A 20533-nucleotide genomic window follows, 5' to 3' on the forward strand; every position below is an offset into this window, starting at 1 on the left:
ATAAACAAAAGAAGTCGGGGATCTTATCGCCCTAACTGAATTCTTACTTTTTTTAGATGGAGAAAGTAACTAAATTTTGTACTTTCTGCAACCTGGCAGATGCTGTAAGTTAAAAACTACAACAATAAAAAAAGAAAAATCCTCATAGATAAATCTACAGGATAGAAAAGATGACAATATTTCCTAATTTAACAAACTTTGCGACTAGAGAAAAATTTAATTTTTCAACCTTAATAGTTGATGATTCAGAGTCAAAACTCAATAAATATAGGATGCCTAAGTAGGTAGGCAGGAATATTTATCATTAAGATAGGACAGGAGGCTGAAGGGAAGAGGGTTTTAGCCTCGTTAATTTTTCTTCACATAGTTATGTTTATTTGCACCCACCGACTTATTTGATTTTTGAACAAAAAGAGGACAAAAGCTGATAACTTTTGGTAGTAGTTTCTACATTAATCGGTATTAGCTGTACAGCACAAGCTTTTAATTCCGGTTGGAGAGAATCAGGACAAGATTGTGGGTGAGTAAGAGCATTAGCTTCTGCATTATCAGCCCATAACGCACCCCAGTGCATGGGTACAAACACTGTCCCAGGAGAAATGGCCTTAGTGATTTTAGCAGGAAACTTGCCTAAACCGCGACGCGATCGCACCTCCACCAATTGATGATCAATAATATTTAACTTTGCCGCATCACGGGGATGAATTTCCATAAACGGTTCTGGGTGCATTTGGCGAATTTTATCAATCCTACCTGTGCGGGTTTGGGTGTGCCAATGTCCATATAATCGTCCAGTAGTTAATACAAAAGGATAATCAGGATCAGGTGGTTCTGCAAGTCCTTGAGAATAAAATGCACCAAACTTAGCGCGTCCATCTGAGGTATGAAAGCGTAAATTGGTATATAAACGTTTAGTTTCTGAACTACTACCTTGGGAATATGGCCAATGAGTCGGACCTTGTGCTGCTAAAAATTCATGACTTAAACCCGACATATCACAAGGACGCTGACGAGTTAATTGGACAAACTCAGCATAAACTTCCGCAGAATTATTAAAAGCAAACTTATCAGCAAAACCTAATCTTCTTCCCACTTCTGCAAAAATTTCCCAGTCAACTTTTGCTTCCCTTGGTGGTTGATGAAAACTCTGACATAGAGTTACACGACGTTCAGAATTAGTCATAATTCCAGTTTTTTCACCCCATTGTGCAGCAGGAAGTAAAAGATGAGCATAAGCAGCAGTTTCAGTAGGATAATAAGCATCTTGATAAATCGTAAAAGGCGATTTTAACAATGCTTTTTTAGTCCTTTCTAAATCTGGCATACTGACAGCAGGATTAGTTGCTGCAATCCATAATAACTTAACATGATCAGATTCTAAACCAGTAATCATATCCCAAGCAGTTAAACCTGGAACAGGTGAAATTTTACCCCTTTCCACACCCCAAAAATCTTCAACTTCTGCCCGATGTTGGTCATTTTTTATTAACCGATATCCCGGTAACAAATGTGATAAACCTCCAGCTTCCCTTCCTCCCATAGCATTAGGTTGACCAGTTAAAGAAAAAGGGCCAGCACCAGGTTTACCGATTTGTCCAGTCATCAAATGTAAATTAATAATAGTTCTAACTTTTGCAGTACCTTCAGAAGATTGATTAACCCCCATTGACCACATAGAAAGAACAGATTTTGCCTTCCCCCAATATTTAGCCGCTGTTTCTAAATCTTGAATACTAATTCCACATTGACGCGCTACTACATCAGGAGAATAATGACGAATTACTTCTGCATAAGCTGGAAAATTACTAGTGCAATCATCCATAAAAGCTGTATCTATATAATTCCATTTCATTAATAAATAGGCAATACCATTGAATAAATCAATATCTGTACCGGGACGAATAGCTAAATGTAAATCTGCAACTTCTGCGGTGGGAGTGCGACGGGGGTCAACAACTACCATTTTGACATGACGATTTTTTTTATGGTATTTTGCCAATCTATTAAAAACTATAGGGTGACATTCTGCGGTATTTGTCCCAATTAAAAAAGCACAATCAGTTAATTCCAAATCATCGTAACAACAAGGAGGACCATCAGCACCAAAACTCTGAATATACCCAGACACCGCACTAGACATACACAACCGTGAATTAGCATCGAAATTATTAGTTCCTAAACAACCTTTGAGTAATTTTTGAGCAATATAATAATCTTCAGTTTGAAATTGACCAGAACCATACATACAGATAGAATCTGTTTCTTCATGCAAGCGTAATGTTTGAATGCGTTGGGTAATAATATCAAAAGCTTCATCCCAACTAATGCGACGAAAATCTTGATGCAACGATTCTCTGAACATAGGATAATGCAATCTATTCTTATTAATAGATTCCCCAATGGTTGCACCTTTAACACATACCATTCCTTGGCTAGAAGGATGGGATTTATCGCCACGTACTCGCCAAGTTGGAGTTCCGTCACTGTCTCTATTGGTAGCTTTTCCATGTTGTGCTGGTGCAGAAACTTCTAAACCGCAACCAACACCGCAATAAGGGCAAAGTGTTTTTGTAAATTCATTCATAATATTTTGGTTATTTTGGATATTTTTATTGCAATGATCCACCCTAATAATATGGAATTTGCGTAATTTTTGGTTGTTTTTCTGTGTGAAGTAATTATTTTTCGATTATAAAAATGGGTTGATCATTTATTGTTTCTTCTTCATCTTCACCATTAGAAGCAAAAGAATCTTTTGGTTCTTTGAGAAAGAAACCACATAAAAATGCACAAATTATGGCTGCTATTCCCATTGTGCTAAATAGGGTTGATGCGTCAGTTAAGCTAAAAATTGTCAGATAAACTACGCCTCCAAAGTTACCGTAAGCACCGACATTACCAGCTATTTGTCCAGTGGCTTCTTTTTTGATTAAAGGCACAATTCCGTAAGTTGCACCACATCCAGCTTGTGCAAAATAAGCAGCAAACATTGTCACTGCGATCGCTAGTGGTATTGGCCAATCTTTGTTAATAAAATGTGCCATGAAATAACCTAAAGCAATTGCCGCAGAAATAATTGTCATTGTCCATTTGCGAGAACCTAATTTATCGGAAATTAATCCACCACTGGGACGCGAAACTAGGTTTAAAAATGGATAGATTGCTGCTATCATGCCGGCAACAATGTGTTCTAAGCCAAAGGTTTTTTCAAAAAAGTAAGGTAGCATGGATACTGCGGCAAGTTCAGAACCAAAATTTGTAATGTAGGTAAATTCTAATAATGCAACTTGGCTGAATTTATAACGTTGTTCTGGTGGGTAGATTTTTCGTCCTGTTAGTAGTTCTTGATTAACTTGATATGCTTTGTATGTTTGGTAAATAAATAATCCTGCTAACACAAGCCAAACTAAATACATTTGGCTGAGTGTGAGGAAATGAATGTTTTTCTGTTCTAGTCGCCAAGCTAATAAACCCAAGGCAAATATTAAACCAAAATTAGAAACAATCATTGCCCAAAAGCTTTTAATTGATGTTACTTCTAAAGCACCATTTTTATTAGGTTTTTTGTAGGGTTTACCTGGGGGTGTATTTTGAACGCTGTTATAGTAAATTACGCCATAAATAGCGGCGATAATTCCTGTGGAAGCAATAGCTAATCGCCAGTTAGATGCACCACCAGTTAAAAAGCTAGTAGCAACTGCTATCATGGGTAAAGTAAATTCTGCTCCAAATGCTCCAAAATTACCCCAACCACCATAAATTCCTTGGGCAATTCCTATTTCTTTGGATGGAAACCATTCAGAAACCATGCGGATACCAACAACAAAACCTGCACCGACAATTCCCATTAATAATCGACTAATTACTAATTGATTAAAGTCTTGTGCAAGTGCTGTTACTAAACAGGGAATGGCGGCAAATATTAGTAGTATTGAGTATGTTATTCTTGGTCCAAATTTATCCAATAACATCCCAATAATGATCCGCGCAGGAATTGTTAACGCTAGGTTACAAATACCCAATGTTTTAACTTGTTCTGGTGCTAAATTTAATTCTTTACCTATGGTTGTAGCGAAGGGAGCAAAATTAAACCAACAGACAAAGGTGAGGAAGAATGCAAACCAGGTCTGATGTAAAATTCGATAACGACCCTGTAATGAAAATAATCCTTTTAACATTAAATTTTCCTCTGGATTTATTAATGTAACTGGCTAGTTAGGAATAGAAACATTCCGGCTTAATGTTTGTACAGGAGTGTTTAAATTTGGAATTTCTTGGTTATTCATCAACATGAAGGCAACGACGATAGAGGAAGTCTAGAGCATGGTTTCGCAGGTTATAATATTCTGGATTTTCCATAATGCGGCGACGATTGCGAGGACGAGAGAAGGGTATTTCTAAGACTTCGCCAATATTTGCTGCGGGGCCGTTTGTCATCATGACTAATTTGTCTGCTAGGAAAAGTGCTTCATCTATGTCATGGGTAATCATTAAAACTGTGACTTGATGATCTGACCAAATTTGTAGTAATTCTTCCTGTAATTCTTCTTTGGTAATGGCATCTAAAGCGCCGAAGGGTTCATCTAAAATCAGGAGTTGAGGACGAATGGCTAAAGCACGGGCTATGGCTACTCGTTGTTTCATCCCTCCAGATATTTGACTGGGTTTCTTTTGCGCTGCTTCTGTTAGTCCTACCATTGCTAAATTTTCTCTGACTATTGCCCGTTTTTCAGCTTGGCTTTTGTGGGGAAATACGGAATCAACGGCAAGATAAACATTATCAAAAACGTTTAGCCAAGGTAGTAAACAATAGTTTTGAAATACCATCATCCGGTCTGGCCCTGGTTCGGTGATGGGTTGACCTTGTAACCATACGACACCGTTGGTAGGTTGATTAAATCCAGAAACCATGTTCAGGAGTGTTGATTTTCCACAACCGGAATGTCCAATTAAACAAATAAATTCTCCTTCACAAACTTTGAGGTTAATGTCATCGAGTACGGTGTATGGACCTTCGGAGGTGGGATAAATTTTGTTGACACCATCAATTACTAGGAAGTCTTCTCTTTTCTGAGTTGGGAATTGTTGGCTTTTGGTTTGATTATTGAAGTTTAATGTTGTCATGATTTTTTGGTAATGGGTAATGAGTAATTGGGAGTTTATTATGTTCCCTTGACTAATGACTAATGTAAGGGCGAAGCATTCGGAGAATAGTCTTTGGTTAAAACCCGATAATTTATCGCTAATGTAAGGGCGAAGCATTCGGAGAATAGTCTTTGGTTAAAACCGAGAATTTATCGCTAATGCAAGGGCGAAGCATTCGGAGAATAGTCTTTGGTTAAAACCGAGAATTTATCGCTAATGCAAGGGCGAAGCATTCGGAGAATAGAATTTATCGCTAATGCAAGGGCGAAGCATTCGGAGAATAGTCTTTGGTTAAAACCGAGAATTTATCGCCCGAATGCTTCGCCCCTACTAGATAAACACTTCTTCAATACGAAGCTGACGTTTAATTTCCAAACGGTTAAGATACTCTATTGGTTCTGATGGATTAAAGATTTTGCCATCAAATAATTTGATTGGTTCTTCTCGTCCAATATCTAATAAACCCATTTCTCGTGCGGCTGCACCAAATATATCTGGACGACAAACTCTGTCAATTACTTCTATCCAGTTTTTTGGGAAAGCTACTAAGCCCCAACGGGCTAGTTGAGTTAAAATCCATAGCATTTCGTTACGGTCTGGATAGTTGGCTTTGTCAAGATAAAACTGATGAGAAGTTTGAATTGGGTTGTGATTACCATTTTGGTAAGCATCTATTAAACCTGGTCGTAAATGCAGAGAATTGCTACCAAGGTATTCAGGTTGAGAAATTAATTTGAGAACTTCTTCTCGGTTGCGGATGTCGTCGCAATATTCACAAGCTGCTAATAGGGCTTTTACTAATGCTAAATGTGTTTGAGTATTTTCTAAAGCCCAGTCTTCTCTTACTCCTAATACTTTATCTGGATGTCCAGTCCAAAGTTCTGATGTGATGGCAATAATAAAACCCGAATTTTGATCAACTGCATGGGAGTTCCACGGTTCACCTACACAGTAACCATCAATTTTTCCGTCTTGGAGGGCTGTTACCATTTCTTCTGGTGGAATTACCATCAAACTGACATCTACATCAGGTTGAATGCCACTTGCGGCTAACCAATAACGTAATAATAGGTTTTGCATGGATGCAGGATGGACAACTCCCAAGGTGTGGGTTTTGTCTAGGTCAGCGTTGATGGTAGCTTGAAAGTCGGCTAGGTTTTTGACTCCTGTGTTGAATAATTCTTGGCTAAAGGTGATGGCGCTACCGTTACGGGAAAGGGTCATGGCTGTCACCATAGACACCGGAGTTTTGCCATTTGCGCCTAATGTCATGGCTAGGGGCATTCCTGCGACCATTTGGGCGGCATCAAGTTTGCCTGTGGCTACACCTTTAGCGATTTCTTTCCAGCTAGTTTCCGGGTTGAGGTTGACTTCTAAACCATATTTAGCAAAGAAACCTTTTTCTTTAGCAATTATTAAAGGTGCGGCTTGGGTGAGGGGAAGATAACCAATTTCTAAATGAGTTTTTTCTAGGTTGTTGTTGGAAATAATTGCTGGTGCGGTGGGTTGTTGTTGGCGTTTTTTTGCTTGTTTTTGTTGGTTGAGGAAGTAGATCATTTGATTCCGCAAGTTGTAATAACTGGGATGGTTAACTACTTCCAAACGTTGACGGGGACGGGGAATAGGAACTTCCAGAATTTGCCCAATGTGTGCTTCTGGTCCGTTGGTTAACATGACAATGCGATCGCTCAATAATAAAGCTTCATCAACATCGTGTGTCACCATCACACAGGTAATTTTGTGTTCGTTACAGATTTGCATTAATTGTGCTTGTAAATTACCCCTGGTCAGGGCATCCAAAGCGCCAAAAGGCTCATCCAGCAACAATAATTTAGGACGGGTAGCTAAAGCACGGGCGATCGCAACTCGCTGTTTCATCCCCCCCGATAACTCACTGGGGCGTTTGTTCGCTGCACGACGCAAACCCACCATATCAATATGTTCTTCTATTATTCCCCGACGTTCTCCTTGAGGTAAATTTTGATGTACTTCATCCACAGCTAAAGCGATATTTTCCCGCACAGTTAACCAAGGAAGTAAGGAATAATTTTGAAAAATTACCATCCGATCAGGCCCAGGTTCTCTTACTTCCCGACCTTCTAAAGTTACACCACCAATACTGGCTTTATCTAACCCAGCAACAATATTAAGTAAAGTAGATTTACCACAACCAGAATGTCCAATTAAAGAAATAAATTCACCTTGAGAAATTTTTAACTCAATATTTTTTAAAGCGATATATTTACCACCATTAGGGAGGTTAAATATTTTGTCTACATGATCAATTTCTAAAAAAGTCTTCATAGGGAATAGGGAATAGGGAACAGGGAAGAGGTATTCAAATAATTACGAATTATTTTTGTTCTGTTGTTACGACCTTTTCCGCCACAAAAGCCACCATTCTATCCAGAATTAATCCCACCAAACCGACATATACCAACGCGATAATAATCTCACTCATATTAGTTTCAGTAGTCGTATTATAGGCATCCCAAATAAATGAACCAATACCCACACCACCAACTAACATTTCCGCTGCAACAATTGCCAACCAAGATAAACCGATGCCAATTCTCAAACCCGTAAAAATATAAGGAACAGTTGCGGGAAATACAATTTTTAAATAAAATTTAATCCCTTTCAACCGTAAAACACGAGCCACATTTACATAATCCTGGGGAATATTTTGTACACCCACTGTTGTATTAATTAAAATTGGCCAAATCGAAGTAATAAAAATCACAAAAATTGCCGAAGGATTCGCTTGTTGAAAAGCCGCTAAAGAAATCGGCAACCAAGCTAAAGGAGGAATAGTTCTTAATACTTGAAAAATTGGATCTACAGCATTATACAAAAGAGTATTAACACCAATAAATATTCCTAAAATAACTCCGACAATTGCTGCTAAAGAAAATCCTAAACCAACTCTACCCAAACTATTCAATATTTGCCAACCCAAACCTTTATCACTTTCACCATTATCAAAAAATGGATGAATGATAAATGGATTCCAAGTTTCAGAAATTGTCTCTATTGGTCCTGGTAATTTGAAATTAGGGTTTAAACATAACAGTTGCCAAATCACCAGAAAAATAGTTAAAGCCATCAATGGTGGTATCACCTTATTGACAACAAACTTATTAATAGCTTTCTGTCGTTTATTACTAACTTTCCGACTGCCCACAATAGCTGCCATTTATTTCTCCTGCTTTGATAAAATATTTAGTAGGTTGGGTTAAGCAACAGCGCAACCCAACAAAATCTTAAAAATGTTGAAATTGATAACCCAAGCTAGAATTACACTTTCTTAATTTGCAAACTCTTTAAATATTCCTCTGGTTTTTCTGGGTCAAATTTCACCCCATCAAAAAATGTTTCCACACCACGGGAAGAACTAGCAGGAATTTCCGCAGCAGCTACACCCAAAGCCTTAGCTGCTTGTTTCCATAAATCTTCTCTATTTACCTGATCAACAATTTCCTTCACTTTCGTATCTTTAGGTAAATAACCCCAACGAATTTCTTCAGTTAAAAACCAAGTATCATGACTCTTATATGGATAGGAAGCATTATCAGCCCAATATTTCATCAGATATGGGAAGTTTTGCTCTTTACGTCCATCACCATAATCAATATTACCCTTCGACCGTTCTAAAATATCAGCCACAGCCACATTAAAGTATTTTCTATCAGCGCAGATTTTACACATTTCTTCTTTATTTTCTGCCTGATCACACCATTGTTGTGCTTCCATGATTCCCATTAACAATGCTTGTGTAGCATTGGGATTTTTATCAACCCAATCTTTACGCATCGCAAAGGCTTTTTCTGGATGATTGTTCCATAATTCACCCGTAGATAAAGCTGTATAACCTAATTTTTCGCTAACTAATTGAGCGTTCCAAGGTTCACCTACACAAAAAGCATCAACAGTACCAACTTTCATATTGGCCACCATTTGTGGTGGTGGTACAGCTTCCAAAATTACATCTTGATCAGGATTAATACCCCCAGCCGCTAACCAATAACGCATCCATAAATCATGAGTACCACCAGGAAAAGTCATGGCAACTTTTATAGATTTTTTATCAGCTTTAGCTTTAATTACAGACTCTTTCAGTGATTTACTTTGTAAGCCAATTTTTAAATCTTTGAATTTTTCAGCCACTGATATAGCTTGACCATTAGTATTTAATCTCGCCAAGAGATACATTGGTACTTTATCATTGAGAGTGAGAAGATAAGGCATAGGGCTAAGAATATGTGCGCCATCTATACCATCACCAGATGAGCCAATTTTCAGGTTATCACGAGTAACAGCCCAAGATTTTTGTTTGCTGACCTCGACATCAGTCATACCATATTTAGCAAAGAAACCTTTTTCTTTGGCAATAATTACAGGTGCGGAATCTGTTAAAGCAATAAATCCTAATTTAGCCTTGGTTGTTTCAACTTTTGGGGCATTACTAACGGTGGAATTATTAGCCAGTTTGGTATTAGAAGAAGCAGCAGTATCTGTTGTTGCTGACTTAGAATTACTGGATGAACAACCATGTACCAAGATAGATGTTGCTGCCGCTACACTGGAGGTAATAATGAATTTTCTGCGAGAAATATTGCTCATTGTCAACTCTTAATCAGTTTTAATTGTGGTTTGCAGTTATGTCTGGATTTTTGCAATTGATTTAATGGGAAGTTAACGCTTCTTCCCTAACTTTTGCACCGAAGTGTTGAATGAGTATTTGTTTTAATATGGGTTGTAAATCTTCACAAGGAACACTTTTTTGAACACAAGTTCCTAATTTGGCATCTTTGCCCACTTTCCCACCCATATAAATGTCAACACCTTCTACAGTTTTGCCATCTTTACGGACTTTTGTTCCCATTAAACCGATGTCTGCTACTTGGGGTTGTCCACAGGAATTAGGGCATCCAGTCCAATGAATACGGACGGGTTTTGATAATATTAATGTAGCTTCTAGGGATTTAGTCATGGCTAATCCCTGATTTTTGGTTTCTATTAAGGCGAAATTACAAAATTGTGCGCCAGTGCAAGATACTAGGCTTCGCATTAATAACCCAGGATTAACTCCAAATTTATTTAACAATGGTTCTGTTAAAAATGTTGTTAATGCTGAATCAGCAATATTCGGAATAATAGCGTTTTGTTCGACTGTAAACCGAATTTCTCCACTACCATAAACTTCTGCTAACCGCGCCAGTTCAAACATATCATCTGCATACAATCTACCTACAGGAATGTTTAAACCCACATAATTTAATCCTGGTTGTTTTTGGGGATAAATGCCAATATGATCACGTTTTTCCCAATCAATTTCATCTTTTGGTGCTGCGGTTTTAAATATTTTTCCCCAGCGTTTTTCTACTTCGGTGCGGAATTTTTCTAAACCCCATTCATCAATTAACCACATTAACCGGGCTTTTTGACGGTTAGCGCGTAAACCGTGATCTCGGAAAATCTCTACAATGGCTCTACATAAGCTTACTACTTCATCAGGTTTTACCCACACATTCAGGGGAATTGCTGCTTCACAACGCTTACCGGAGAAGAAACCACCAACAAGAACGTTAAACCCAAAACCTTCTTTAAATGCTGGTACAAAAGCTAAATCATTAATTTCTGCGTGAACTGAATTATCTCTTCCCCCTGTAATAGCAATGTTGAATTTACGGGGAAGATTGCTAAATTCTGGGTTTCCTTCACCATTATTAGTGAGCATATCTTGAATTTGCTGCACTAATTCTCTAGTATCATAAAACTCATTGGCATCTAATCCGGCTACAGAATCACCTGTGATATTGCGAATATTATCCATGCCGGATTGGATAGTAGTTAGTCCAACTGTGTGAAATTTATTAAATATTTCGGGAATATCTTCAATTTTGATCCCGCGCAGTTGTATATTTTGTCTAGTAGTTATATCTGCGCTGCCGTCGTCACCGTAACGCTGAATAACTTCTGCTAAAACTGACAATTGACTGCTGTTGAGAATACCGTTAGGTATCCGCATCCGCATCATAAATTTACCGGGAGTCACTGGGCGAAAAAATACACCTAACCATTTTAGGCGATGGTTGAGGTCTTCTTCGTCCATTGCTTCCCAACCGATTTTGGCAAATTCGTCGATTTCTTCTTTAACTGCAAGTCCGTCTTTTTTGGCTTTTAATTTCTCAAATTTATTGAGTTTTTCGGTGGTAGTTGCTGTTTCTGTCATGGGCTTTTTTTGGGAACAGGACTTGATTAACCGTGTATCCGTGTTCTTATCGGTGCTGTACTTTCCACCTTTAGGAATACAACTGATGGTAGTTTCCTGGTTGGTGGTTGTAACAATTTCGATATTGATACGTTAAGGTGAATTTTTATAACAATTCGTATAGCTTGTTACGAAATTTTATTAATTATGCAGAAACCGGATATGATGGTTGCGCTTTTTGCATAGCTAATGGGTTTTTATGGGCGCAAGCGAGGATAGAAAGTAATATTTAAAAATTTGATAGAATAGGAATAAATGATTGTTTAAATGGAGGAAATATTATGTTATTAATCGAAAATCAACAAGAATCTATGAAAACAAGAATTGAGAAAATCGTGAATATTTTGATGGAAGAACGTCCTTTATTTAAAGATGAACTTAACGCAGAGGAAATGGTTCAGCATTTATGTAACACATTTCATAAAAATGTATCATTTGAGGAGTTTAAAAGTATGGAACAAGAAGACTTGAAGAACAGATGTAGTGGTATTTTGTCTGTACAAATGCTGTCAGGTTTGTTAGATGATTTAACTCCTGAACAAATCGCTATTTTTGATGAAGCTGTGAAAAGGAAATAAAGAAATGAGCTATCTATTAGATACAAACATTGTTTCTTTTGCTATTAAAAATAATCTAATAATTAAGGAAAGATTAGAAAAATTACGATCTCAAAAAGAATTAGTATCCATGAGTTGCATTACTTACTTTGAAGTAAAAAGAGGTTTATTTGCAGCGAAAGCAACTAAAAAGTTAGAAATATTTGATATTTTTTGTCAAGATTATCAAATCATTTTTTTGGATGATTTAGCAATTGTGGAAAAAGCAGCAGAAATTCATGCTAATCTCAGATCAAGAGGTTTACCCATACAAACGGAAGATATTTTAATTGCTGCGACTGCTATTGTTAAGGGGTTTATTGTCGTTTCTAATGATAGTGATTTATTGAGGGTTGAGGGTTTAATGCTTGAGAATTGGTTAGAGAATTAAAGCTTTTAATCACCATCAATTGCTATAATTAGATTGCTTTTATTGTACTTGTTTATTATCTGAGATGAGGTGAAGTAATGAAAGCAAGGAAAGCTTTTGAAGTTACGGGAAAAATTCAAGAAGGAAAATTAATTTTAGATCATGCTTTAGAAATTGATAAAGTTACTACTGTCAAAGTAATAATTCTTTTACTAGAAGCAGATGAAATTCCAATAAAAAAATTAAACAATCTCTAAATAAAAACTTATAAAATTTGCAAATTACACAAATATAGTAAATGTCGAGTTCTGTTACTCAACCCAACTAATTAAATATCAAATAACTCAATTTGACTAGCTTTCACTTCTTTTTGTTTTTCCGCACTTTTTAAAACTTCATAAGCCAAAGTCATGGTTAATTGTCTATATACGATAAAAGAATTTAAACTCAATTGCAGTGATACTCAGGTTCATCATCCATACTATTTTGCGATCGCTGACTATAATAATACCCTTGTTTGCTACTGGGATTTATCTTATAAAGCCTCCCAATTAAGTATTTGGGACTTAGAGACGGGTGAACATAAGAGAGATTTTGAATTAGCTCAAGCCCATGAATTCGGTTTAGGGAAAAATGGCAAAGTTTGTGTTGTCAATTTTCAAGATTTCGTGTGGAAATTAGATATAGAAACACAAGAACTTATTGGTAATCATGCTAATAATATCATGTCTATCAGTATGTCAAATCCTCGTTGTTTTGCCATTTGTTCTACACAAACTTTATTCGTAGTTGGTAACTCTGTTGGTAATAGAGGAGAGTTTGAAGTTTGGAATTATGAAACATATTCTCGTCATCTACATCATCAATTTGAAGGTGTAGGTTTAACTGCTCAAGGAACATCTTTTAGCTCTTCAAAACCAGAGGCACTAATTGATCAGTTAACACCCTTTTTGTTCACACCAGACGGTAAAATTTTGGTTGTAACTTTTAAAAAACCTAATAAAAGAAAGCTACAAATTTGGGATTTAGAAACTGGGGAATTACTGCAAACTTTAGATGATCTGCCTATAAGCATTATGAATGCATTGGCAATTTCTGCTGATGGAAATATCTTCGCTTGTGGGACGCGAGAATCTCAGGTTTGTGTGTGGGAATTAATCAGTGATAAAATTCTATATCAATCCACTGAAGTTTCTCCTTGTTTAATGAGTGCAGATGGTCGAATTTTGATTCATTGTACGAAAGAGTTTGAGATAGTTGTTTGGGATTTGGTGGAGAATCAAGAACGATGTAAACTATCAGGACACACTGCACCAATTGTTTATATTACCATGAGTAGCGATCGCCAATTTATTGCTAGTTACAGCCTAGATAGATCCATTAAAATCTGGGGTTTATTCTGATTCAATTTGAAGTAATTCATAACGCATATTAGAAGAGTATAATTATGGATACTGAAGCATGGATTAGAGGTTTAGAAATAGAAACTGTAGAAGAAGCTGAAGCATTAATTGCAAGTGCTTTTAGAGCTAAAGTCACAAGACTAGACTTGAGTTTTTCTCATCGGTATAAATCTTCTATTATTCCTGATTCTATTGGCAATCTATCAAGTCTGCAAGAACTAACAATTTATAACAAAGATTTGAATACAGTTTATATTGAAGAAATACCTAAAACTATTGGTAAATTATCACATCTAAAAATTCTTAAGATTTATGATTTGTGTGAATTAAAATATTTACCTGAAAGTTTAGGAAATCTTACAAATTTAGAATATTTGCATATTGCTGATTGTTCCCAATTGAAAACATTACCAAATAGTATTGATAACCTCAAAAATATGAGGCGGTTAGAATTAATGGAATGTATGAAACCACTAGCTAATTTGGAGAGTTTGCCTGATACTATTGGACAACTTAGTTCTTTGAGAGAACTGATAATTAAGTCCACAGCTATATACTCATTACCTGATACTATAGGCAATCTTAGTAATTTAAATTATTTAGAAATTAGCAACAATACAAACTTACATCAGTTACCAGATACGATTGGAAATTTGCATAAATTAAAAATTTTGATGCTGGAAAGGGGATTTTTAACTTCTTTGCCAGAAAGTATTGGTGAACTGATAAACCTTCAAGAACTAATTGTTAATGATAACCAGCTAACTCAATTCCCGGATAGCATAGGCAATTTGACTAACTTAGAAAGGTTGGAAGTTATGAAAAATAAGCTAACTGGACTACCAGACAGTATTGGCAACTTAATTGGACTTAAAGATAGTATACTTATTTATGAAAATCCTCTAAATTCTCTTCCAGATAGTATTTTTAATTTGCCAGTAGAAGTAGATTATTGATGATTATAGGGAGATTTTAAGATATAATAATTTTACTAAAATTACCTTATTTCAATTAGTAGGTTTTACTGCTTGTCAATGCGATGCTCATGGTAGTATGCTAAAGCAGCATAAATATCCGATAAAGTAATACTAGGGTAATGATAAATGATTTCATCAGGAGACATTCCCATTTGTTCATGCCAAATCACAATATCCTGAACTCGGATAAGATGTCCAGCAATACGAGGGTTTCCTCCACAAATACCAGGAGTGATTTCGATATGTTATTTGATGATGTTGATGGACATATTATTAATTCAATTATTTACAGTAATTATATCTCTAAAAATCAAGTTTTTTAATACTCGATAATGACAGTATCCAAGTTGATGAGTAATAATGAGTGATGGTGAAAAATCACACATAAATTACAGCATCTATGAAACGTCGTGAATTCTTTAATTGGGTAGGTTTGGGTTTATTGGCAAGTTCCTTACCTGTAGCGATCGCAGCCTGTTCTACCGAAACCACCACATCAGCATCTTCTACATCTGGTGCAGCTAATCAGAAATGGCAAAAAGTGGGTACTGTGGCCGATTTAGACAAGACTGGACAATTATTGTTAGCAGATTCCCCAGTGGGTGCGGTTTTAGTAGTGGGTACATCCAAAGCAGCCAAAGATTTGAGTGCTGTTAACCCTACCTGTACTCATAAAGGTTGTACAGTTGCATGGAAAACAAAGAAAAATCTGTTTGTCTGTCCTTGTCACGATGCAGAATTTGCTCGTGATGGCAAAGTGCAAGAAGGCCCAGCCGAAAAACCATTAAAAACCTACATCGCTAAGATTGAAAGCGATTCTGTATTTGTTAAAATAGCTTGATTTGTAATTCGTAATTATTTATCTACTCCCCTACACCCCTCTGTCCTGGATTTCTCAAATTTGTATCAAAATCTACTAAACTGAGGAGATAAATTCATTTAGGGAATGACAGCCTTAAATTTAATTCAGGCTACTACTTAAAATGCGTCTAGAGCAGTTGCAAGCTTTTTTAGCGATCGCCCAAACTGGCAGTTTTCAACAAGCAGCAAAAAAATGTGGTGTTACCCAATCGACAATCAGTAGGCAAATCCAAGCACTAGAAGCAGATTTGGGGGTAGAACTCTTTCACAGAACCACTCATGCCAAACTCACTTTAGGGGGAGAAAGGTTACTACCCCGTGTCCGTAAAATCTGTCAGGAATGGGAATCAGCCACGCAAGAATTAACAGATTTAATGGACGGGAAGCAGCCAGAATTGTGTATTGCCGCAATTCATTCTGTCTGTGCTTCTTACCTACCACCAGTTCTACAAAAATTTTGTCATGATTATCCAGATGTGCAACTACGAGTAACATCTTTAGGAAGCGATCGCTCTCTCAAAGTCCTCAAAGATGGCTTAGTCGATTTAGCAATTGTTATGCACAATCGGTTTCTAATTACTGGCAAAGAAATGGTCGTCCAAATATTATATGATGAACCTATAGAAGTATTAATAGCACCTAATCATCCCCTCGCCAAGTTTGAATCTATCCCTTGGTCAGAGTTAATTCTTTATCCTCAAGTGGTATTTAAAGATGGATATGGAATGCAACGTTTAATTCAAGATTGCTTTGACAAATTAGAAGCAAAACTCCAAGCAGCATTAGAAGTAAATACCTTAGATGCCTTTCGCGGAGTCGTCCGTCAAGGAGAACTAATAGCTTTACTACCCCAATCAGCATTGCTAGAAGCTAGATTTGATCCCACTCTTGCAGTTCGTCCCCTAGCCAACAATAGTAATTTACCTGATAATTCAGCTTTGACTCGTCGCGTAGTCATGGTAACAACTCAAGACCGTCTCCAAATTCCTCCAATTCAGCATTTTTGGCAACTAGTTAGAGAGAATATTCCCCCTCAACTAAACCAACAGCGTTCAGCTTAATAAAAATTAAAAATTAAAAAACTCCTCCCTGTTCCCTGTTCCCAATGTCCAATATATTTAGAGAATTTATCCAAAAAGTCGGTAGTGGTAGTCACACTTCAGAAAACCTCACCCGTGCTGAAGCTGCTATGGCAATGAAAATGATGTTATTAGCCGAAGCAACACCAGCACAAATCGGCGCGTTTTTAATCGCCCATCGCATCAAACGTCCCACAGGTGAAGAGTTAGCGGGAATGTTGGATGCTTATAATGAACTCGGTCCTAAGTTGCAACCAATATCCCAACCTGTAATTGTTTTGGGTATACCCTATGATGGCAGAACTCGTACTGCTCCAATTAATATTATTACGGCTTTATTATTAGCTGCGGCGGGACAACCTGTGATTATGCACGGGGGCGATCGCTATCCGACAAAATACGGTTTGCCTTTAATCGAGATTTGGCAAGGTTTAGGAGTAGATTGGACTAATTTCCCTCTGGACAAAATTCAGCAGGTATTTGAAAAAACTGGAATTGGTTTTATTCACACACCAACACATTTTCCTCTCACTCAAGCCCTGTGGGAATACCGGGATCAGCTGGGTAAACGTCCACCATTAGCAACCATGGAATTAATTTGGTGTCCATATACTGGTGATGCCCATATTATTGCAGGTTTTGTCCATCCACCGACCGAATCAATGTTTCAAGTTGCTTTAGAACTGCTGCAAGTGAAAAAATATACCTTTGTCAAAGGATTAGAAGGCAGTTGTGATTTACCGCGCGATCGCACTGCCATTATCGGCTTCTCATCATCCAAAACACAAGAATTAGAAAGGCTACACTTAGCACCCCGTGAATATGGCTTTACCAGCAAAAATGTTCCCCTTGGGACAAGGGCAGAACTCATCCAGGATATGCAGTCTGTTCTAGCTGGAGACGAGAGCGAATTTATGCAAACAGCTTTATGGAATGGCGGTTTTTATCTATGGCACAGTGGCATTTGTCCAGATATCCAAGCAGGTATAACTAAAGCAAGAGAATTATTTAGCAGTGGTTTAGTAGCTGCTAAACTCCGAGAATTAATTTGGTAATTCGTAATTGGTAACTAAGAAAAACTCTTTTCTGTCACCTGTCACCTGTCACCTGTCACCTGTCACCTTTTAAGAGTTCCCCACAGACAATAACATACCCTCACAAGCCAGTAAAACATTGGGAAAAGCAGATTTAACTTGGTCTTGAATTTTATCAAGAAAAGTATCATCATCATCGGGGTGATGGTGGGAGATCACTAATCTTTTTACATCAGCACTTTGAGCTAAATCAACAGGAGTTTTCCAAAGTAATTCAGCATACTCATGGTTTTTATCAGTTGGTGGAGTGTAAGTAGCATTGCTAATGAGTAAATCAGCACCTTGAATAATCTGTAAAATCTGCTTCTGCTCTTCTATATCAAGACTTTTATGTAAATCTGTCGCGTAGGCAATGCTATGCTCTCCCCAAGTCACCCGGTAGCCAATTGACTTCTGATTTTTATTGATGATTGCTATCGTTATTTTCACGTCACCTAACTCTACTACATTGCCAGGAGTCAAATTATAAAAATTCAAATCTGACTCCATCACCTGTAAAGGGTAAGGAAAGTGAGGCTGTAGCATCTGGTCGCACAAACATTGTTTAATTGATGCACCATTTGAGGCAGCTGTCCCGTAAATATGAAAGCAATTACCTGCAATAAATGCTGGTGCAAAAAAGGGAAATCCTTGGATTCGATTTGATTGGGAGTTGGTAAAAAATAAATGAGCTTCTAAGGGTTCTTGGTGCTGCTGCCACATTTTCCCCAAGATGCGTAACCCAGTACCCCCATCAAAAATTAAGTGTTGTCCTGCTACATATATTTCTACACAAGCAGTATTACTACCATAGCGGCAGGTGTGACTGTTCGGGGTAGGAATTAAACCTCTTACACCCCAAAATTTAACCCAAAACTCCCCAGCAAGGTGATTGTGCATGGGAGTCGCTTGTTCATTAACGTAGTCTTTGGAATTAGATAGCTCAAAATTTGACATTTTTTTTTGAAATTAGAGCTTACTGAGCAGATCATCGTAGTTTCGCACTTCTAACATCTGGTTTTTTTCATCCACGATAACAACTGTAGGAGAGTAATGTTGTAACTCTTCTAGTGTAAATTGCCCGTAAGTCATTATAATCAAGCGATCGCCAATAATGCCTAAACGTGCGGCCGCCCCATTTAATTCAATGATCCCTGAGTTACCCGGAGCAGGAATAGCGTAAGTAATAAAACGCTGACCATTAGCACTATTCACTACTTGTACTTGCTCATAAGGTAAAATACCAGCTTTATCTAAAAGAACTTGGTCGATACTGATACTACCCACGTAGTTAATATTTGCCCCTGTGAGGGTACAGTTATGAATTTTAGCCAAAAGTAGAGTCCGCTGCATTTCGTTTTGGGGTTTTCCGCCACCAGTAGGAGTAGTTTAAGTCTATTAAGCAGGTTTTAGTTGGTAATGGGTGATTGGAAAAAGGCAGGAGTCAGGAGTCAGGAGTCAAGAGTCAGGAGTTAAGGAAGAAGAAAGAAGGAAATAATCTTTCCCCCTGCTCCTCTGCTCCTCTGCTCCCCTGCTCCTCTGCTCCCCATCTCCCCATTACCCATCATCTATTATTATTTAGCAGCTTTGATGAACTTTTCTACTAAGGGTGCAACCCTGTCTACATCTTGCCAGCCGAGAATTTCTGTCACCTTTTTTTCCAAATTTTTATAAGAACGGAAAAATTCAGCAATTTCGTCTAAACGGTGGGGAGGTACATCTTTCAATGATTTGACATGGGCGTAGCGTGGATCTTTGTCGGGAACACAAAGAATTTTTTCATCGCGATCGCCACCGTCAATCATTTCCAAATAACCAATAGGTCTTGCAGCAATGACACAACCGGGAAAGGTTGGTTCATCCATTATTACCATTCCATCCAGAGGATCACCATCATCAGCTAAGGTATTGGGTATAAAACCATAGTCATAAGGGTATTTTACCGAAGAATAAAGCACCCTGTCTAGAGCAAAAGCTTGTAATTCCTTATCGTACTCGTATTTATTTTTACTCCCGCCTGGAATTTCAATCAGAACATTAATCACACCCGGTTTTGGTTGGGCAGGAATAAGAGATAAATCCACAACAAAACTCCTTCGCTAACAGTTAATCTAAGTAGAACGCAGTTTGGTTCCCCGTGTAAGATTTTAGGACAATTGTGCATCTCTTCCCAAGGTCTTTGCACAAAAGACACAGAACCCCGACTTCTGTGAGAAATCAGGGTTCTTGTTGCATGGCTAGCGCCACGCTGCGCTATAACGAAGAATTTAGGATTACTTTAGGATTACTTTAGAATTACTAAATTTGGGTTAGGAACATTTATTTATTGCTTCTTACTAAGTGGTAACTCAGGTTCTGCTGATTGTTCTGAACATCAGGTGAAGAATAGTGGGAAATGATAAATACAGGTAGGGTAAGGGTTATGAGTGCGATCGCCGTTCCCACAATGTCTGCCAAACGTTGGGAATATGTATCGGAAGAATTGGCAGACGGGCTATTTGAATTCATACAAAATTGCAGTTTTTCTGATCACTGGTAGGTTTACTCTCGATGAGAGAGTCTTAATTTCTATTTTAGCTATCTTTATTGAATTAACTTGGTATTGATCATTAATTTTATCCAGTTTCAAAAGTGGCATACTAAATTTTTGTTGGCAACAACTTTATTACAAATTAGATATCAAATACTCAGATTTTGATCTTGTAACTAATGATTTGCCATGATCACTGAATCAAAGTCATCAATCATTGACATC

19 protein-coding genes and 1 pseudogene are annotated in these 20533 nt (G+C 37.4%); 8 read left to right on the forward strand and 12 right to left on the reverse strand.

Annotated elements, in window-relative coordinates; translation table 11 throughout:
• Nucleotides 1-391: 391 nt before the first annotated feature.
• From ACLLO5_RS07295 to ACLLO5_RS07325, 7 genes are all read right to left on the reverse strand, one after another.
• Nucleotides 392-2584, reverse strand: coding sequence for a molybdopterin oxidoreductase family protein (locus tag ACLLO5_RS07295; RefSeq protein WP_413174813.1), 2193 nt, complete (start codon nucleotides 2582-2584; stop codon nucleotides 392-394).
• A 94-nt stretch (nucleotides 2585-2678) separates the two neighbouring features.
• Nucleotides 2679-4178, reverse strand: a complete 1500-nt coding sequence (locus ACLLO5_RS07300) for a NarK family nitrate/nitrite MFS transporter (protein WP_413174814.1) — start codon at nucleotides 4176-4178, stop codon at nucleotides 2679-2681.
• A 100-nt stretch (nucleotides 4179-4278) separates the two neighbouring features.
• Complete coding sequence (locus ACLLO5_RS07305; protein WP_413174815.1) at nucleotides 4279-5124, reverse strand: nitrate ABC transporter ATP-binding protein; 846 nt, start codon at nucleotides 5122-5124, stop codon at nucleotides 4279-4281.
• A gap of 351 nt (nucleotides 5125-5475) precedes the next feature.
• The gene (locus ACLLO5_RS07310) at nucleotides 5476-7449 is read right to left on the reverse strand and encodes a nitrate ABC transporter ATP-binding protein (protein WP_413174816.1); all 1974 of its coding nucleotides are present in this window, start codon (nucleotides 7447-7449) and stop codon (nucleotides 5476-5478) included.
• A 49-nt stretch (nucleotides 7450-7498) separates the two neighbouring features.
• Nucleotides 7499-8341, reverse strand: a complete 843-nt coding sequence (gene ntrB, locus ACLLO5_RS07315; RefSeq protein ID WP_413174817.1) for a nitrate ABC transporter permease — start codon at nucleotides 8339-8341, stop codon at nucleotides 7499-7501.
• A 101-nt stretch (nucleotides 8342-8442) separates the two neighbouring features.
• A complete protein-coding gene (locus tag ACLLO5_RS07320) occupies nucleotides 8443-9768 on the reverse strand; it encodes a CmpA/NrtA family ABC transporter substrate-binding protein (protein WP_413174818.1) in 1326 nt (441 codons plus the stop codon).
• Nucleotides 9769-9829: 61 nt separating this feature from the next.
• On the reverse strand, nucleotides 9830-11380 hold the full coding sequence (locus ACLLO5_RS07325) for a ferredoxin--nitrite reductase (protein WP_413174819.1): 1551 nt from the start codon (nucleotides 11378-11380) through the stop codon (nucleotides 9830-9832).
• Nucleotides 11381-11700: 320 nt separating this feature from the next.
• On the opposite strand from ACLLO5_RS07325, the gene ACLLO5_RS07330 reads away from it, so the two are divergent.
• The 5 genes from ACLLO5_RS07330 to ACLLO5_RS07350 all read left to right on the forward strand — a co-directional run bounded on the left by ACLLO5_RS07330 (nucleotide 11701) and on the right by ACLLO5_RS07350 (nucleotide 14744).
• Nucleotides 11701-11997 (forward strand): hypothetical protein, encoded by a 297-nt coding sequence (locus ACLLO5_RS07330; protein WP_413174820.1) that lies wholly within the window; start codon nucleotides 11701-11703, stop codon nucleotides 11995-11997.
• Between the two features lie 4 nt (nucleotides 11998-12001).
• On the forward strand, nucleotides 12002-12406 hold the full coding sequence (locus ACLLO5_RS07335; protein ID WP_413174821.1) for a type II toxin-antitoxin system VapC family toxin: 405 nt from the start codon (nucleotides 12002-12004) through the stop codon (nucleotides 12404-12406).
• A 77-nt stretch (nucleotides 12407-12483) separates the two neighbouring features.
• The gene (locus ACLLO5_RS07340; RefSeq protein WP_413174822.1) at nucleotides 12484-12642 is read left to right on the forward strand and encodes a hypothetical protein; all 159 of its coding nucleotides are present in this window, start codon (nucleotides 12484-12486) and stop codon (nucleotides 12640-12642) included.
• Nucleotides 12643-12795: 153 nt separating this feature from the next.
• The gene (locus ACLLO5_RS07345; RefSeq protein ID WP_413174823.1) at nucleotides 12796-13788 is read left to right on the forward strand and encodes a WD40 repeat domain-containing protein; all 993 of its coding nucleotides are present in this window, start codon (nucleotides 12796-12798) and stop codon (nucleotides 13786-13788) included.
• 44 nt (nucleotides 13789-13832) lie between these two features.
• Nucleotides 13833-14744: a leucine-rich repeat domain-containing protein gene (locus ACLLO5_RS07350; RefSeq protein ID WP_413174824.1), complete on the forward strand. Its 912-nt coding sequence runs from the start codon at nucleotides 13833-13835 to the stop codon at nucleotides 14742-14744.
• Nucleotides 14745-14824: 80 nt separating this feature from the next.
• Here the strand turns inward: ACLLO5_RS07350 and ACLLO5_RS07355 are convergent.
• Nucleotides 14825-15007 (reverse strand): annotated as a pseudogene (locus ACLLO5_RS07355) (DUF433 domain-containing protein); the annotation flags it as partial.
• 158 nt (nucleotides 15008-15165) lie between these two features.
• Between ACLLO5_RS07355 and ACLLO5_RS07360 the strand changes: the two are divergent.
• From ACLLO5_RS07360 to ACLLO5_RS07370, 3 genes are all read left to right on the forward strand, one after another.
• Complete coding sequence (locus tag ACLLO5_RS07360; protein ID WP_413174825.1) at nucleotides 15166-15606, forward strand: ubiquinol-cytochrome c reductase iron-sulfur subunit; 441 nt, start codon at nucleotides 15166-15168, stop codon at nucleotides 15604-15606.
• Between the two features lie 142 nt (nucleotides 15607-15748).
• Nucleotides 15749-16687: a LysR family transcriptional regulator gene (locus ACLLO5_RS07365; protein WP_413174826.1), complete on the forward strand. Its 939-nt coding sequence runs from the start codon at nucleotides 15749-15751 to the stop codon at nucleotides 16685-16687.
• Nucleotides 16688-16731: 44 nt separating this feature from the next.
• Entirely contained in the window at nucleotides 16732-17760 is a 1029-nt protein-coding gene (locus ACLLO5_RS07370) for an anthranilate phosphoribosyltransferase family protein (protein WP_413174827.1), read from the forward strand.
• 69 nt (nucleotides 17761-17829) lie between these two features.
• Here ACLLO5_RS07370 and ACLLO5_RS07375 read toward each other — a convergent pair whose 3' ends face one another.
• The 4 genes from ACLLO5_RS07375 to ACLLO5_RS07390 form a co-directional block, all read right to left on the reverse strand.
• Entirely contained in the window at nucleotides 17830-18735 is a 906-nt protein-coding gene (locus ACLLO5_RS07375) for an MBL fold metallo-hydrolase (RefSeq protein WP_413174828.1), read from the reverse strand.
• A 12-nt stretch (nucleotides 18736-18747) separates the two neighbouring features.
• Nucleotides 18748-19131 (reverse strand): aspartate 1-decarboxylase, encoded by a 384-nt coding sequence (gene panD, locus ACLLO5_RS07380; protein WP_413174829.1) that lies wholly within the window; start codon nucleotides 19129-19131, stop codon nucleotides 18748-18750.
• A gap of 221 nt (nucleotides 19132-19352) precedes the next feature.
• Nucleotides 19353-19862: an inorganic diphosphatase gene (locus ACLLO5_RS07385; protein WP_413174830.1), complete on the reverse strand. Its 510-nt coding sequence runs from the start codon at nucleotides 19860-19862 to the stop codon at nucleotides 19353-19355.
• 235 nt (nucleotides 19863-20097) lie between these two features.
• Nucleotides 20098-20286, reverse strand: a complete 189-nt coding sequence (locus ACLLO5_RS07390; RefSeq protein ID WP_413174831.1) for a hypothetical protein — start codon at nucleotides 20284-20286, stop codon at nucleotides 20098-20100.
• Nucleotides 20287-20533 lie beyond the last annotated feature (247 nt).

This window comes from Anabaena azotica SJ-1, assembly GCF_047275885.1.
GTDB classification, from domain to species: Bacteria; Cyanobacteriota; Cyanobacteriia; order Cyanobacteriales; family Nostocaceae; genus Trichormus_B; species Trichormus_B azotica_A.

What these genes read in the sequence shown, in the direction of transcription:
- ACLLO5_RS07295 (WP_413174813.1), bottom strand. Translation starts at nt 2,584, where the DNA reads ATGAATGAATTTACAAAAACACTTTGCCCTTATTGCGGTGTTGGTTGC.
- ACLLO5_RS07300 (WP_413174814.1), bottom strand. Translation starts at nt 4,178, where the DNA reads ATGTTAAAAGGATTATTTTCATTACAGGGTCGTTATCGAATTTTACAT.
- ACLLO5_RS07305 (WP_413174815.1), bottom strand. Translation starts at nt 5,124, where the DNA reads ATGACAACATTAAACTTCAATAATCAAACCAAAAGCCAACAATTCCCA.
- ACLLO5_RS07310 (WP_413174816.1), bottom strand. Translation starts at nt 7,449, where the DNA reads ATGAAGACTTTTTTAGAAATTGATCATGTAGACAAAATATTTAACCTC.
- ntrB (WP_413174817.1), bottom strand. Translation starts at nt 8,341, where the DNA reads ATGGCAGCTATTGTGGGCAGTCGGAAAGTTAGTAATAAACGACAGAAA.
- ACLLO5_RS07320 (WP_413174818.1), bottom strand. Translation starts at nt 9,768, where the DNA reads ATGAGCAATATTTCTCGCAGAAAATTCATTATTACCTCCAGTGTAGCG.
- ACLLO5_RS07325 (WP_413174819.1), bottom strand. Translation starts at nt 11,380, where the DNA reads ATGACAGAAACAGCAACTACCACCGAAAAACTCAATAAATTTGAGAAA.
- ACLLO5_RS07330 (WP_413174820.1), top strand. Translation starts at nt 11,701, where the DNA reads ATGTTATTAATCGAAAATCAACAAGAATCTATGAAAACAAGAATTGAG.
- ACLLO5_RS07335 (WP_413174821.1), top strand. Translation starts at nt 12,002, where the DNA reads ATGAGCTATCTATTAGATACAAACATTGTTTCTTTTGCTATTAAAAAT.
- ACLLO5_RS07340 (WP_413174822.1), top strand. Translation starts at nt 12,484, where the DNA reads ATGAAAGCAAGGAAAGCTTTTGAAGTTACGGGAAAAATTCAAGAAGGA.
- ACLLO5_RS07345 (WP_413174823.1), top strand. Translation starts at nt 12,796, where the DNA reads ATGGTTAATTGTCTATATACGATAAAAGAATTTAAACTCAATTGCAGT.
- ACLLO5_RS07350 (WP_413174824.1), top strand. Translation starts at nt 13,833, where the DNA reads ATGGATACTGAAGCATGGATTAGAGGTTTAGAAATAGAAACTGTAGAA.
- ACLLO5_RS07360 (WP_413174825.1), top strand. Translation starts at nt 15,166, where the DNA reads ATGAAACGTCGTGAATTCTTTAATTGGGTAGGTTTGGGTTTATTGGCA.
- ACLLO5_RS07365 (WP_413174826.1), top strand. Translation starts at nt 15,749, where the DNA reads ATGCGTCTAGAGCAGTTGCAAGCTTTTTTAGCGATCGCCCAAACTGGC.
- ACLLO5_RS07370 (WP_413174827.1), top strand. Translation starts at nt 16,732, where the DNA reads ATGTCCAATATATTTAGAGAATTTATCCAAAAAGTCGGTAGTGGTAGT.
- ACLLO5_RS07375 (WP_413174828.1), bottom strand. Translation starts at nt 18,735, where the DNA reads ATGTCAAATTTTGAGCTATCTAATTCCAAAGACTACGTTAATGAACAA.
- panD (WP_413174829.1), bottom strand. Translation starts at nt 19,131, where the DNA reads ATGCAGCGGACTCTACTTTTGGCTAAAATTCATAACTGTACCCTCACA.
- ACLLO5_RS07390 (WP_413174831.1), bottom strand. Translation starts at nt 20,286, where the DNA reads ATGAATTCAAATAGCCCGTCTGCCAATTCTTCCGATACATATTCCCAA.